This window comes from Parabacteroides sp. AF18-52 (assembly GCF_003479145.1).
Taxonomy (GTDB): domain Bacteria; phylum Bacteroidota; class Bacteroidia; order Bacteroidales; family Tannerellaceae; genus Parabacteroides; species Parabacteroides faecis.
In genome coordinates, this window is sequence record NZ_QUGR01000002.1 from 84,462 (window position 1) to 99,017 (window position 14,556).

Genomic DNA, 14,556 nt, shown 5'->3' on the forward strand with positions numbered 1-14,556 from the left:
TTTTTATTGGATTAAATTCACCTTCTATTCCTGAACACCATACACATACCGGTAAAGATTATCTTTCACCTCCTCAAACGACTTGCTCAAGTCGATCTGCCCGTGAGTCATTAACCGCATTTCCAACAAGGATTCTCCCGGGCGATACGGAGGTTGGAAATAAACATGGTTATCCAACACATACCCCAGACGCTCATAAAAGCCGATTCTGCGCTTACTCATCTCGTCGGCAGGTATTTCCACCTCCAAAACAACAGGAGCGCCGCAAAGCGCCATAAACTGCTTCATAGACTCCCCACCTATTCCACCGTTACGGGCGGAAGCATCGATAGCAAAATGTTCCACGTATATAAATGCCGCAAAACGCCAGGCTGTAATAAAACCGGCATATACCCCATCTTTAAATAATGTGTAAACGGTGAAGCGGGGTTCCTCCTTTACCAATTCTCTCACCAGGGAAAACGCCCGTCGCTCGGCTTCCGGAAAGGAATCATTATATGTTTTTTCTACTTTATCCAATAAAGGATCGGAAAAATCTTTCACCATCCTGCATTCGATTACTGCACTTGAACTCATACTCTTATAAATTGATAGATTAATAAAAGAAAACTTACGAAATAAAATAATTGAACGAATTATATCGTCTAATTATTATAGTTTGATTATATTTGTATGTAATTGTAATTATATAGAATAACAGAAATACAAATATACAGAAATTATGGCACACCATCAACTGGATGAATTGGACGAAAAAATATTGAAGCTAATCATAGGGAATGCTCGCATGCCTTTCCTTGAAGTTGCCAGAGAGTGCAATGTTTCAGGAGCCGCTATACACCAGAGAATACAAAAACTCACCAATCTCGGTGTTATCAAAGGGTCGGAATTCATCGTAGATAATACAAAAGTTGGTTACGAAACCTGTGCTTATATGGGGCTATTCCTAAAATCACCGGGACAATTTCCTACTGTAACAGAAGCATTGAAGAAAATACCGGAAGTAGTGGAATGCCACTATACAACCGGACAATATGATCTGTTCATCAAAATATATGCAAAGAACAACCAGCATCTGCTAAGCATTATCCACAACAAACTACAGCCGTTGGGCTTGGCACGGACAGAATCTCTGATCTCCTTTAAAGAAGCATTTAAGAGACAGATACCGATCGATCTGGATGACGAATAAATAGAAAAAGGCTTTTGAATCTGATTCAAAAGCCTTTTTCTATTTATGAAAGCTTCCGGCTACTGCCGGAATACTTTATTAGAACTCTGCATTCTTCGGAGTTCTCGGGAAAGGAATCACGTCACGAATGTTTGTCATACCTGTTACAAACAATAGCAGACGTTCAAACCCTAAGCCGAAACCAGAATGAGGCGCTGTACCGAAACGGCGGGTATCCAGATACCACCAGATATCTTTCTCAGGCACACCCATTTCTTTTGCACGACGTGTCAGTTTCTCATAATCCTCTTCACGCTGTGAACCACCGATAATCTCACCGATCTTCGGGAACAAAACGTCCATAGCACGAACAGTCTTTCCGTCATCATTCTGCTTCATATAGAAAGATTTGATTTCTTTCGGATAATCAGTCAGGATAACCGGACATTTGAAATGCTCTTCCACCAGATAACGTTCATGCTCTGAAGCCAGGTCTGCCCCCCAGAAAATAGGGAATTCGAACTTATGTCCTTTTGCAACAGCCTCTTCCAGAATCTTAACACCTTCCGTATAAGGCAGGCGGATAAAGTCATGTTTCAGGATAAACTGCAAACGTTCGATCAATTCCTTATCAAACATATTGTTCAGGAACTGGATATCTTCCATACAGTTATCCAAAGCCCACTGCACGCAATACTTGATAAAATCTTCAGCCAGTTGCATATTCTCTGCGATTTCATTGAAAGCAACCTCCGGCTCAATCATCCAGAACTCAGCCAAATGACGCGGAGTATTGGAGTTTTCGGCACGGAATGTCGGTCCGAAAGTATAAATCGAACCTAAAGACATGGCAGCCAATTCACCCTCCAGCTGACCTGAAACCGTCAGGCTCGCCTGTTTGCCAAAGAAATCATCCTCATAAATGATCGAACCGTTCTCGTCCTTCTTCAAATCATACAGATTCATTGTCGTTACCTGAAACATCTGTCCGGCACCTTCGCAATCGGAAGCTGTAATGATCGGCGTATGGAAATAGAAGAAACCTCTTTCATGAAAGAACTTGTGAATAGCAATCGCCATATTATGGCGAATACGGAACACAGCACCAAAGGTATTGGTACGCGGACGCAAATGAGCTATCTCACGAAGAAATTCCAGTGAATGGCCTTTCTTCTGCAACGGATAAGTAGCAGGATCGGCAGTACCGTAAATCTGAATTTCAGTTGCCTGGATCTCCACATTCTGGCCCTGTCCCTGTGACTTTACCAATTCACCGTTCACACTGATACAAGCACCGGTAGTAATCGGTTTAAGGAACTCTTCACCCAATTTTTCCACATCCACAACGATCTGAACATTATTTATTGTAGAACCGTCATTCAGCGCAATAAAGCTAACCTGTTTACTACCACGGCGGGTACGAACCCACCCCTTCACATTAACGGTCGTACCGTAAGCTTCGCTTTTCAGTACATCTACAATTTTTGTTCTAGTAATTGTTTCCATGTTTATATGTTTATTCTTAGATAATCAAAACAAGATAGCCGGTATTGACTACCGGCTAATCTTAATATTATTCAAAAGCACCCATCCGGAGTGCGTTAACTTCACGTTCGTTCAGATAACGCCATTTTCCACGTCCGAGCATCTTTTTAGTCAGTCCGGCAAAGTATACACGATCCAGTTTCGTTACATGATATCCCAGCGATTCGAAGATACGACGTACGATACGGTTACGTCCCGAGTGGATTTCAATACCCACCTGGCTCTTATCGTCTTCACTGGCATAGCTGATTGCATCTGCATGGATTTCACCGTCTTCCAGTTCCAACCCGTTAGCAATCTTTTCCATGTCTTCGATAGAAACGTTCTTATCCAACCAAACGTGATAGATCTTCTTTTTCTTGAATGACGGGTGAGTCAGCTTCGAAGCCAGGTCACCATCATTAGTAAGAAGCAATACACCGGTTGTGTTACGGTCCAGGCGGCCTACCGGGTAAATACGTTCCTGGCAAGCATTTTTCACCAGATCCATAACGGTAAGACGTTCCTGAGGATCATCAGATGTAGTCACACAGTTTTTCGGTTTATTCAGTACGATATATACCTTGCTTTCGATCTGCACAGGTTTACCGTTGAATTCAACCTTATCCTGACGGGTAATCTTTGTACCCAATTCAGTAACCGCTACATCATTTACTTTTACAGCACCAGCTGTAATAAATTCGTCAGCTTCACGACGTGAGCAAACACCTGCATTAGACAAGAATTTGTTCAGACGGATCGGTTCGTTAGGGTCAGCCAATACTTCCTTATACTTCAACTGTTTCTGGAAGTTGTATTTGGCATTCGGGTTGTAATCGTTCGTACGGCGTTGCGGGCCACCCGGACGTCTGTTTCCATATCCTCCGTTGTTTCCGTAACCACCTCCACGGTTATTATTACCGTATGAAGGACGGCCACCGCCACGATTATCACGAGAGTCGTAAGAATTGACACGTGTGTCTCCTACTCTCGGTCTTCTTTTCTTCATGCCGTCGCCTCCAGCTTCACCTTCCGGAGAAGCAGAATAGGCTCTGCCCGGTCTTTCGTCATAGTTAGGACGAGAAGGACGGTTAAAAGGACGATCGCCACCACCATACGAACGGTCATTACCGTAAGAAGGGCGATTGTTACCATAAGAAGGACGGCTGTTATAACCTCCTTCGCGATTTGAATTGTAACCTCCTTCACGATTTGAATTACCATAACCACCACGATTGTTGTCACGGTTGTTATAAGAAGGTCTGCTATTATAACCCCCTTCACGGTTGTCATACGTCCGAGGACGACTCGGACGGTCTCCGTAAGAAGAGCGGTTATCACCATAAGAATTATAACCACCGCGGTCATCCCGGCTTGATTGGTTATATGGTCTCCGTTCATAGTTGTTTCCCTCAGGTCTGCTGTAACCTTGATTGTAAGGTCTTCTTTCACCTTCCTGATCTGTGTTTTCCCGTCTGATACTTGGTATCACCTTTCTAGGACGCGGTTGAGATTCTTCTCTTTCTTCTGTGCTCATTGTTGTAAATTAATAAATAATTAACTAATTGGTAACCTCACGGCTACACTATTTTCTTCACACTAAATACCTGTATAATTATGCGGCGTAATCGCCTTTAATTCAGCTTTCACTACATCACTAACCTGCAGCGTTTCAATAAAGTCACTGATTGATTTTTCAGTGATTCCTTCATTTGTCCGGGTTAAGGCTTTCAAGGCTTCATACGGCTTCGGATATCCTTCGCGACGCAAAATCGTCTGAATACCTTCAGCAACGACAGCCCAGCAATTATCCAGATCCCGGTACAAGGCGTTCTCATTCAATAACAACTTACCCAACCCTTTTGTTAAGCTTTTGAATGCGATTTCGATATGGGCCAAAGGCACACCGACGTTACGCAATACGGTAGAATCTGTCAAATCCCTCTGCAAACGGGAGATCGGCAACTTCGTAGCCAGGTGTGCCAGGATTGCATTCGCCATTCCCAGGTTACCTTCTGCATTTTCAAAATCGATCGGATTCACCTTGTGAGGCATTGCCGATGAACCGACTTCACCCGCTTTGATCTTTTGCTTGAAGTATTCCATAGAGATATACTGCCAAAAGTCACGGTTCAGATCGATCAAAATAGTATTAACCCGTTTCAAACCATCAAAAATAGCTGCCAGATTATCATAATTGGAAATCTGTGTAGTCCATTCCTCACGGCTCAACCCCAGAACTTCATTCACGAACTTATTTCCGAATGCTTTCCAGTCGTACTGCGGATAAGCAACATGGTGTGCATTAAAGTTACCTGTCGCACCGCCAAACTTGGCAGAAACAGGAATTGCCTTCAATAAAGCCACCTGCTGTTCCAGACGATATACAAATACCATAATCTCTTTTCCCAAACGGGTAGGAGAAGCCGGTTGTCCGTGCGTCTTTGCCAGCATAGAAACATCGCTCCAGTCCTCAGCATACTTTTTCAACATGTCGATCACTTCTTGAATCCCTGGATAATAAACTTCATCCAAAGCATCTTTAATAGACAATGGAACGGAAGTATTATTAATATCCTGCGAAGTCAATCCGAAATGAATAAACTCTTTATAGTCCTGTAAAGCCAGCAGATCAAATTTTTCTTTGATAAAATATTCAACAGCTTTTACATCATGGTTAGTTACGCTCTCGATCTCCTTAATACGGGTTGCGTCCTCCAGACTGAACTCCTGATAAATTTTACGCAACGCTTCTTTATTCTCCACTGTAGCCAGGCTATTCAGCTGTGGAAGATACTCAGCCAGAGTAATAAAATACTCTATTTCTACTCGCACTCTATATTTGATAAGTGCATATTCTGAGAAGTAAGCCGCCAGGTTCTCGGCTTTATTTCTATACCGCCCATCTACGGGCGATATGGCAGTTAGTGTTGAAAATACCATACTCATTTAGTTTATACACCTATATCCCTTAGTGTCCGGGCGATATACCTACGATATCGAATACTTATATACATTAATAATATAGAGATGCAAAGTTACTACATTTCTTCAGATTAAATGGTAGTAATGAATTTTTTTTCAACTTTTTCATAGAAACATTTGGAGGTAATAAAAAAAGCCGTATCTTTGCAGCGCTTTAGAGAGATAAGGCGTACAAAACTTACTGAAGTAATGAAAGGGCGTTTAGCTCAGCTGGTTCAGAGCATCTGCCTTACAAGCAGAGGGTCGGCGGTTCGAATCCGTCAACGCCCACCTTTCATATCCAATTGATTTCAACTTGGGCGTTTAGCTCAGCTGGTTCAGAGCATCTGCCTTACAAGCAGAGGGTCGGCGGTTCGAATCCGTCAACGCCCACCTTTCATATCCAATTGATTTCAACTTGGGCGTTTAGCTCAGCTGGTTCAGAGCATCTGCCTTACAAGCAGAGGGTCGGCGGTTCGAATCCGTCAACGCCCACTAAAAGAGAAGTCCGTTAGTCAAATGATTAACGGACTTTTTTTATATCCATAGATGGTTTTGACACACTTCCTTTTAGATTATTTTATTTTCCGATAAATCATATCCAAAGCCGCTAATCTTGTCGTCTTCCCGGCTTCTATGCCCGGCAGGTCCGTTCCGCTCAGTTTTTTCCAGGAGGCCAGAGTCGCTGCATCCACCGGCTCCTGCAAACGTGCAGTCCATTCGGGGAGGTAGCCTCGCAGTCCCAAATACTGCACCATGCGAAAGTGAGGACTCGTGTAATCCACATCCTTGAAATACATAAGCGTCGCTTTCTGGTCGATTAGCTTGTCCTGCAGGCGGGAGAGGTCGATGTTCTGCACCTTTACCTTCCCGTCGATCGAAAGGGCTGAAGCGATACCGGCGGCCTGTCCCATCGCCATCCAGCAGGGCTCCATGCGCAGGGTGGAAAATCCGATGTGCGAACCCGAAACCGGGACGGGCAACAGAAGGTTGTCCACCTCTTTCGAGACCATCACGCCATAGGGGACTGTATATACTGCCGACGGATAGCTCAGGAAGCCATCCAGATGCACCCTTCCTTTTTCTCTTTTCCGCACCGCATGCGAATCCAGCGCATAATGGCTGGCCGTTATGCTACTTTCGTGGATGGGTGGGCGGCTACCGATCGTTACCGGAATGGCATCGTTGGCGGTAAAGAAATATGCGCCTTCGAAACGACGGCCCTCACGAACGTAGACCTGGCGTGGGAAATGCCCGTTGTCCACATATTCGTCTTTCGAAAGGCCCCATTCTTTTGCCGCTTTGCGGAAGTGGGTGGGCAGTTCGGGATCGTTTTGGACGAACCAGAAAAGACCTTCGGTATATTCACGCAGACGTTGGGCGAACTTGTCGCGCCATTCCCACGAAGAAGTGGGCCAGGGCCAGTTCTCCTCAGGCAGGTCGGTGGAAACGAACACGCCGTGCTGGTTATTGGCGTCCGTCTTCATATTCGGGACATGGACGATATTGGTAATCTTGGCGACCCCCCATTTGTCACCCGGAAGTTTGGAGGGGTTGCCGGCCTTGATATGCTTCCGGTTCTCTTCCATCATTTCGGATGTCACGCGTTGCATGGCGACATCCGTGTTGCGTCCGGTCCAGACATCCTCCACGATGGAGGCATAGTCTTCGCGATTGTAACGGGCCGGCTTGGTGAAGGCCACGCGATTCTCCGGATCGTTGGTCAGACAGAGGCGGTAATTGTAGGACTGCACGGCATTGTCTTTCTTGAACGTGCTACCATCCCCTTCCGGACCGCCCCAATATTTGTAGACGCGTCCGGCTCCAGGTTCGCCGAACTCGTCTTTCCCTTCGCGCCCTACGCGGAAAGGAACGCCGGCAGCGGCTCCGAGATCACCTTCGTAGGTGGCATCCAGGAATACCGAACCGGTGTATTCCTCCATCTCTCCGGTTTCCCGGTTCAGGATGCGGATCTTTTCGATGCGGTTATCGCGCATAACTATGTTTTCATCTTCGGCATCGAACTGACGCATGGTCAGGACCGTGATCTTGTCCTTCTGTCCGTCGAGCATCTTCTGGAAGATGCGTGCTCCGACGTAGGGTTCGAAATGGTAACCGTCGCTGCATACTTTCACCTGCTCGGAAGCAGGACCGTAGGTGTCGATATAGTGTTGCTTCACTGCGTCCACAAACTCACGGAACAGGCCGGTCGTTGCGGCACGGGTAGCGATGTCGGTTGCTCCGAGTCCGTTGGCGGGAAGTCCGCCGACATAGCGGGTACGTTCGAGTATCACTGATTTTTTCCCCATCCGGGCGGCAGAGATAGCTGCCATGATCCCTCCGGGATTACCCCCGACGATCACCAGGTCGTAGGACGACTGGCCAAAAGCGGTCGCACAGGCTAAAAGGAGGGAGAATACAAGTGTTTTCTTTCTCATAAAGTGCTATTTACTGTTTAATATTTCTTGTGCGTAACGTGCATAGTGGCCTTGCAGGCCGTTGGCATACCGGCGGAGTACTTCTTCCCCGATACCGTCCTGGTCGCCGCATAGGTAAAGGGCTCTTGCCAAATGCAATTCCTTCAACGCGAGGTTACGGGTGGACGTGTCGTTGAGGTCGGGAACGGCTTTGCTGCGCGCTTCGGTGTAGGAAAGGATCGAATGCCCCCGTACACCCGGTGTCGTCAGCATGGTTGCCAGTTGGGGAACCGCTTCTCGGCTGCCTATTGCTTCCGTGGCCATAGCGATGGCACGGAAATGAGAAAGATAGTCTTCCGGTTCCAACTTCTTTGCCTTTTCCAGTACGGTGGGAAGGACGGATGTTTCGCGAGAGTATCCCAACGCGGTGATAAGGGCATCCAAGCGGCTGAGACACATCCCGAATTGTCCCATCCCGGTGTAGTGCCAGCCCTCGTCCCAGTCTTTATATTGGCGGATAGCATCAGCCAATACCGGAGCGTGTTTCCCTTGTCCTAAGATACAGAGGATGCTGGCAAGGATCACTCTCTCTTCTGGCATAGTGGCTCCGGCGATTTGTTTGCCGGCGAGCTGTATGCAACGTTCGGGATCGGTCAACAATATTTCGAGCCCTTTATAATTATCCGTCACACTGGCGATGGCCTTCTTCATCTCGGAATTACTGAACCCTTTAAACTCCTTATCCGTCAGCACCCGTTGCGGCAGATTCCCGATCTCGACCAGGTGACGCTGCACCTTTTTGATATCTATCTTGCGCGGAGATTTATTTTCTTTGACACATAGGGCGGAAAGGTAGCCGACTGCATATCCCTGGTTTTGCAGGCAGGGCTGCATACGGATCACCGGCATGGCATCCCGGTGCGCACTTGCTCCCAGGCCGGTTGTCAAAATCCCTTCCAATCCCTTAGGCAGAAGACTGCGCAGCGGAACATCTGCGTCGTAGATCATATGCCGTTTTTCCGGTGGGTTCAGGATGAAGAGCGGGTCTATGATCATGCCATGTGTATCGAACGAGCTTTTGTGATAAGAAATCGTGTCGGGATAACGGCGATGGTTTATCACGTCGTATACCGATATGATGTAGTCTCCGATCACCCGCCGACGTTCGCGTGTTTGGGGGATTTTGACCAGATCGTATTGTCCTTGCAGTTTTGTCTTGGCTTGGACGAAAGCGCGTGAGACATCCAGGATATCTGTGTCGTCAACGAATAGCCAATCGTTATTGTTGTAATAGTCACCCGGTGCCCATTTGCCGGTTCCCGCACCTTGTACGGCGATTGTTTTTTTACCTGTATAATCGAATGATGCACCGGCTGCAATAGCTATGTCTGCACTTCCTGTGCTGTCTATCAATATTTTGGATAGGATGACACCTCTCCCGAATGGGGTGGCGACTACGACTCCTTTTACCTGGTTTCCTTCTGTCAAAGCCCCGCATCCCATCACTCCGAACCAGAGTTTGCCTCCTGCCTGTAGCAGTTCTTTACGATGCCATTCCATCTTCCAGTCGGCGGGGAAGCGGCCTTCCCCTTTGGGTTGTCTTGGGTGGTCTTTGGGTGCCATTGCCAGGACACTCTTGTCTATATGAGCGGTATATCCGCCCCGGAACCCGTCCCAATAGACTCCGATCATACCCAGTGTGCTTAATCCTCCAAGCCCGTGCAGGTATTCCAATACCAATGTATTGGCTCCCTGTTTGGCTGCGGATATTCCTGCGGAAGCACCTGCTGTGCCGCCTCCCATCACAATAACGTCGTAGCTGCCTAAAATCGGGAGTGCGCCTGACGGAGAGTCGACGAATCCCTTTTGCAGAGACGGACGGAGCGGGGAAAGCAGTTCGCCCATTTGTCCGTAGTTCGAAGCATTTACTTTGAGTTGACGGACAGTGGCCTGAGCCGGCACGGGTATATCCTTTATCTGTCCGGCAACCATTTCTCCCATCATCTCTCCTATGAATAAAGCTGGAACGGGACGCATCACTTGGGTTGCCAGTTCTCTTGGTATTTCGGCACAGGGACCGAGTACCCACAGGTTTGCTATATTTTTTGATTTAAACGCTTGCATTGGTAACTTGCGCAAGGAAACCGGATTCCCGTTATATGCTTTCTCGCTGTCAATCGTTTGTTTCGGAATATACCAGAGCAGATCCGAGCTATCGACCTGCTCGATATCCCATGTCCGGCTGCGGATGATCTGTTCGACCTCGGCCAGTGATGCATACGAGTCGTCTTTGAGCGGTAAACGGAATGTATAGCGGGTGACTGGATAGCTTTTCTCGCCAACCTTAATGGGCTGGGATAATCCTTCGGCCAGGATAATTTCCGGTGCTTCTTTTTTGATATTTCCTACTACGGTATAGCAGAATTCCTGCGTACCTGCGGTAAAAGGTTTACGTTCCGCTCCTAATAGTCCTGCAACGGAAGCATTGTGTGTCGCATCGATAATCGCTTTACAACGGATGGCCTGTCTGCCCGAACGGTTCGCGATCACGACTCCCGCAGGTTTTCCGGATGGGTCCGTCAGCACATTCGTTACATAACTGCTGTAAAGGAACTGGACATTGTTGTCGATCAATTCGTCTTCCAATGTTTTCTTTATATGCAGCGGGGTCGGGAAATTTTTCCCCGGAAAGAGCTTGCGTGCAAGTGCTGTCTGCAATTTTTCTCCTGCTTCCCGTTCGTAGAGATGTGAGCCGCAGATGTCTTCACCCAAATAAGGCATGTAACCAACTAAATAAACCCGGCTACCCGTTTTCGCAGCGGCAGCAGCCGCGGCAATTGCTCGCGAACTTCCGCCCGCGACCACAAGGTCTACCTCTGCAATTACCGGAATCTTACGCGCCCCTTCATGGCAGAATCCTTCGTCGGGAACGGCTGATTGTATTGTTGACTTTGCTTCTACAATTTGTCCGACAGAAGCTAAAGCTCCACTTGCTGCTGCTATTTTAAAAAAATCTCTACGTGTAATCATGGTTTTATTATTTAAGAATTAAAATGGAAGAATTGCATAAAAGAGATGAAGACGAATGAATCGTTTCTTAAATTAATTGCCCTACTTCTTGTAAACGTTTTCTTAATCGCTGAATATCTACATTATGAACATCTGGTGATTGCGACTTGCAAATTTGTCCTGCTGCAATTCCGGCGGCTTCACCTGTTACTAATGAAGGCGGCATCACACGCAGGCTGCCGTGTGCGTATGAATCTGTTGAAATGCACCGACCTGCTACCATAACGTTTTTAAGACCGATCGGAGTCAAGCAGCGGAATGGAATTCCATGTGATTCACCTTTTTTGTAACGAGGGTAGTGATTCGCATTTTCTTTATGTACATCGATATAGTAACAATTCCTACCGATTCCATCTTCAAATTCACGACGAGCCAGCCAATCATCTACGGTGAATGTATAATCGCATTTGATTCGGCGACTTTCTCTGATTCCCATTAAGTTGGCTGTACTTGCTAAAAATGAAGCAGCGAAAGGTTTAGGAGCAAACTCTACTAATCCTTCATGCAGTTGACGGACTAATTTTCGTCCTTTTATCATAGCATCACTCAGAGAGCGTGGATCAGTACTGTCGACTGTTACATGACCGGCATTGAATCCTAAAAATCCCGGTCCAATGATCTTGTCGTTCATGTGTTTATCCTTTACCAATGGATATTTCGGATTCCCCAAAATTGAATGGATCGGACTTTTCTTGTTTGTGCTGAGGACATTGTTACCGATCAAAGAAAATTCATATGGGTCAACATTCCCGACTGTAAAACATAGCGTTCCTTCTTGTACAGCACCAGCTTTATCTCCCATTACAAAATCAGCACCAGCTCGTGCTGCCAGATCTCCATCTCCTGTACAATCGATAAAAACGTTTGCCTTATACGCTGATAAACCGGATTTATTAGCCACAAAGATCGCATCGACGACTCCTTTTCGTTTCATTTCAACGGCGGCCATACTGGAGAAGAACAGAACTGTAACACCAGCAGAAGTTACTAAATCATCATACACTATTTTCAGATATTCTCCGTTGATGGGAACCCAATCGTTGTAACGGATATGAGGTACCCCTTTTTTTGATTCGGTAAAAACTTTTTCTGCGATACCTTTATAGATTATTTGTTTGCCATCAGTAAAGGGACACCAAGCATTTAACAATCCAGAAGTTCCCATACCGCCGAGGGCTCCAGTTCCCTCTATCAATAACGTTTTAGCACCTTCGCGTGCAGCAGCAGTGGCAGCAGCACATCCAGAAGGACCACCTCCGACAACAATGACCTCATATTCATTGGAACAGGGAATTTTAAGTTTACCGAATGAATAATGTTCTTTCGGTGTTTCCATTGCTTTTGCAGTGACGGAAGCTCCAAAAGTGACAGAGGCTAATCCTAAAGAGCTTAGATTATGGATAAAATTTCTTCTTTTCATGAGTGATGAATATATGATAGTGTTTTACTGTGTGCAGAATAAAATTAAAAATTAAATACCTCGGCTATAATCTGAACAATATCTTTTGTAAAGATTGCTATTATAGCCAAGGTATAAAAATAGTTCGAATGTATTGATTAATAACCCTCGTTCTGTGTTAATTTGTCATTAACTAAAATATCGTTGGCAGGGATAGGCCATAGATAATTTTTTTTCGGATCAAATGACATTTTATAGAATGTAGTGATATATCCAGCTGTTTCCATAGGAGAGAGATCGGGTAGACCGTCTTTGTCAATTACAGGTATACCGCCGATTGGATAATTACCTTCATCCCAATTTTTTAGTAAAACCATGAAATCAGCAGACAACTCAATATTCGACTCGCTGCCAGTCAAACCATTCCAATTGGCAGAGTTGGACCAAGCACGTGAAAGATAGTACATTGGTTTGTTATGTGATTTTTCGGCGATACGCCAACGGAGCAAATCACGATAACGAATTCCTTCGAATGCAAATTCTGAACGACGTTCCATACAAATGATTTTTCGTAAGACTTCTTGTGATGCAACTTTAACACGGGGATAAGTAATTCCACTACCCCGATAGGCACGTTCACGTATTAAATTGATAGTCTTATCCAAATCTTCTTGTGTACATTCACCTAATTCATTTTTAGCTTCGATATAGGTCATTAATACTTCTGCATAGCGTAGGTAAGGATAACAGTTATCCGAGACTCTACCGTAATTTTTAAAATCTTTCCAATTGTCTTTTACAAATTTACGCAGGAGTAATCCATTGTATGCTGAATGTTGGTTGGATGCCTTCGAATCTGTGCTGATTACCATCTGTCCAGATGAGACTTCGTATACTTTATTTGCATAAGGATTAGGGTTGTATTCATAACCTAACGTAATGTAGTCTGGATATTTTTCTTTAAATGTTCCGTCTACTTTTGATTGCTCATATTCAACATAATCAGCAGAATATTTAGTTTTAAATGGTTGAATAGTCATCGCTAGACGTGGGTCACGATTTGCAAAAGGATCTTTTGAATTATAGAGTGGGGATTTATCTATAGGTAGACCATCTATGCATGTATAGGAACAGAATAGTTCCAGAGACGGACTTCTGCTTGTAGTGCCACCTATTTTACGGATAACATAGCTACCAACATCACCAAAAAAGCCATATCCTTTTTTTAAAGTTAAATCTCCTTTAAAATAGAACATAAGTTCAGGGGAACTGTTTGCTTTAAAAAGTTCACTGTAATTGTCATGTAGTTGATAAACTTCTAAATTCATACATTCTTCAGCTGCCTGAATAGCTGTTTTCCAATCTTCATGAAAAAGTGCAAAGCGAGCTTTAAAACCGAGGGCAGCTCCTTTGGTTGGCCTTTGTTGCCCCGTATAAGATGTTGGCAAATATTCAACGGCTTTATCTAAACATTCAAAAGCATAGGCTAACACTTCACTTTTAGGTGAGCGAACAGCTTTATATGCTTCTTCTAATGTCATGCCTTTATTTAAAACGCAATCTCCATAATAAGTAGCTAATGCACAATAAGCAAATCCAGTCATGAAGTATGCTTCTCCTTTGTATTGATTGATTTTCTCTTCCGTCAATCCGTTTGCAGTTCCATCATCTAATGCTTGGATTATTTTTAAAGCACGTACAATCGATTTGTAATGAGATGTCCAACGAGTAGAGGATGTTCCCCATTGGGATGTTACTGTTCCTAATGTGATTTCGTTAGAGCCATCACGATTTAGAATGTCATCGTCCCATTCCATTCCATCGATAGGAAAGAAATCAGGTCGCCATAAGTCATTGAGTGCCATTTCTATTTCGGTTTCATCGTGATACCAATTTTCACTAGCTCCCTCTGATAATGGATTTAGATCGAGGTCGGCACAAGAGGCCATATTTAGTGCTATTATTCCGGTAAATATATATTTACTTATTCTATTCATAATAAGATTCTTTAT

Annotated in this window: 9 protein-coding genes and 3 tRNA genes; 4 read left to right on the top strand and 8 right to left on the bottom strand. The window is 45.1% G+C overall.

Annotated elements, in window-relative coordinates; all coding sequences use genetic code 11:
* Positions 1–24: 24 nt before the first annotated feature.
* Positions 25–576 (bottom strand): GNAT family N-acetyltransferase, encoded by a 552-nt coding sequence (locus tag DWX23_RS04085; RefSeq protein WP_122373543.1) that lies wholly within the window; start codon positions 574–576, stop codon positions 25–27.
* Between the two features lie 145 nt (positions 577–721).
* On the opposite strand from DWX23_RS04085, the gene DWX23_RS04090 reads away from it, so the two are divergent.
* Positions 722–1,192, top strand: coding sequence for an Lrp/AsnC family transcriptional regulator (locus DWX23_RS04090; protein ID WP_122354771.1), 471 nt, complete (start codon positions 722–724; stop codon positions 1,190–1,192).
* Positions 1,193–1,270: 78 nt separating this feature from the next.
* Here DWX23_RS04090 and asnS read toward each other — a convergent pair whose 3' ends face one another.
* The 3 genes from asnS to purB form a co-directional block, all read right to left on the bottom strand.
* Entirely contained in the window at positions 1,271–2,677 is a 1,407-nt protein-coding gene (gene asnS, locus DWX23_RS04095) for an asparagine--tRNA ligase (protein WP_122373544.1), read from the bottom strand.
* Positions 2,678–2,744: 67 nt separating this feature from the next.
* Positions 2,745–4,232: a pseudouridine synthase gene (locus DWX23_RS04100; RefSeq protein WP_122354767.1), complete on the bottom strand. Its 1,488-nt coding sequence runs from the start codon at positions 4,230–4,232 to the stop codon at positions 2,745–2,747.
* 62 nt (positions 4,233–4,294) lie between these two features.
* Complete coding sequence (purB, locus tag DWX23_RS04105; protein ID WP_122373913.1) at positions 4,295–5,638, bottom strand: adenylosuccinate lyase; 1,344 nt, start codon at positions 5,636–5,638, stop codon at positions 4,295–4,297.
* 237 nt (positions 5,639–5,875) lie between these two features.
* Here purB and DWX23_RS04110 point away from each other — a divergent pair.
* From DWX23_RS04110 to DWX23_RS04120, 3 genes are all read left to right on the top strand, one after another.
* A tRNA-Val gene (locus tag DWX23_RS04110) sits at positions 5,876–5,950 on the top strand.
* A gap of 27 nt (positions 5,951–5,977) precedes the next feature.
* Positions 5,978–6,052 (top strand) — tRNA-Val (locus DWX23_RS04115).
* A gap of 27 nt (positions 6,053–6,079) precedes the next feature.
* A tRNA-Val gene (locus tag DWX23_RS04120) sits at positions 6,080–6,154 on the top strand.
* Between the two features lie 80 nt (positions 6,155–6,234).
* On the opposite strand, the gene DWX23_RS04125 is transcribed toward DWX23_RS04120, so the two are convergent.
* The 4 genes from DWX23_RS04125 to DWX23_RS04140 all read right to left on the bottom strand — a co-directional run bounded on the left by DWX23_RS04125 (position 6,235) and on the right by DWX23_RS04140 (position 14,541).
* Positions 6,235–8,097: an FAD-dependent oxidoreductase gene (locus DWX23_RS04125; RefSeq protein ID WP_122373545.1), complete on the bottom strand. Its 1,863-nt coding sequence runs from the start codon at positions 8,095–8,097 to the stop codon at positions 6,235–6,237.
* A 6-nt stretch (positions 8,098–8,103) separates the two neighbouring features.
* On the bottom strand, positions 8,104–11,106 hold the full coding sequence (locus tag DWX23_RS04130; RefSeq protein WP_122373546.1) for an FAD-dependent oxidoreductase: 3,003 nt from the start codon (positions 11,104–11,106) through the stop codon (positions 8,104–8,106).
* Positions 11,107–11,173: 67 nt separating this feature from the next.
* Positions 11,174–12,565 carry an FAD-dependent oxidoreductase gene (locus DWX23_RS04135; protein WP_122373547.1) on the bottom strand — a complete coding sequence of 464 codons (1,392 nt, stop codon included), beginning with the start codon at positions 12,563–12,565 and terminating at the stop codon, positions 11,174–11,176.
* A gap of 137 nt (positions 12,566–12,702) precedes the next feature.
* Entirely contained in the window at positions 12,703–14,541 is a 1,839-nt protein-coding gene (locus DWX23_RS04140; protein WP_122373548.1) for a RagB/SusD family nutrient uptake outer membrane protein, read from the bottom strand.
* Between the last annotated feature and the right edge of the window lie 15 nt (positions 14,542–14,556).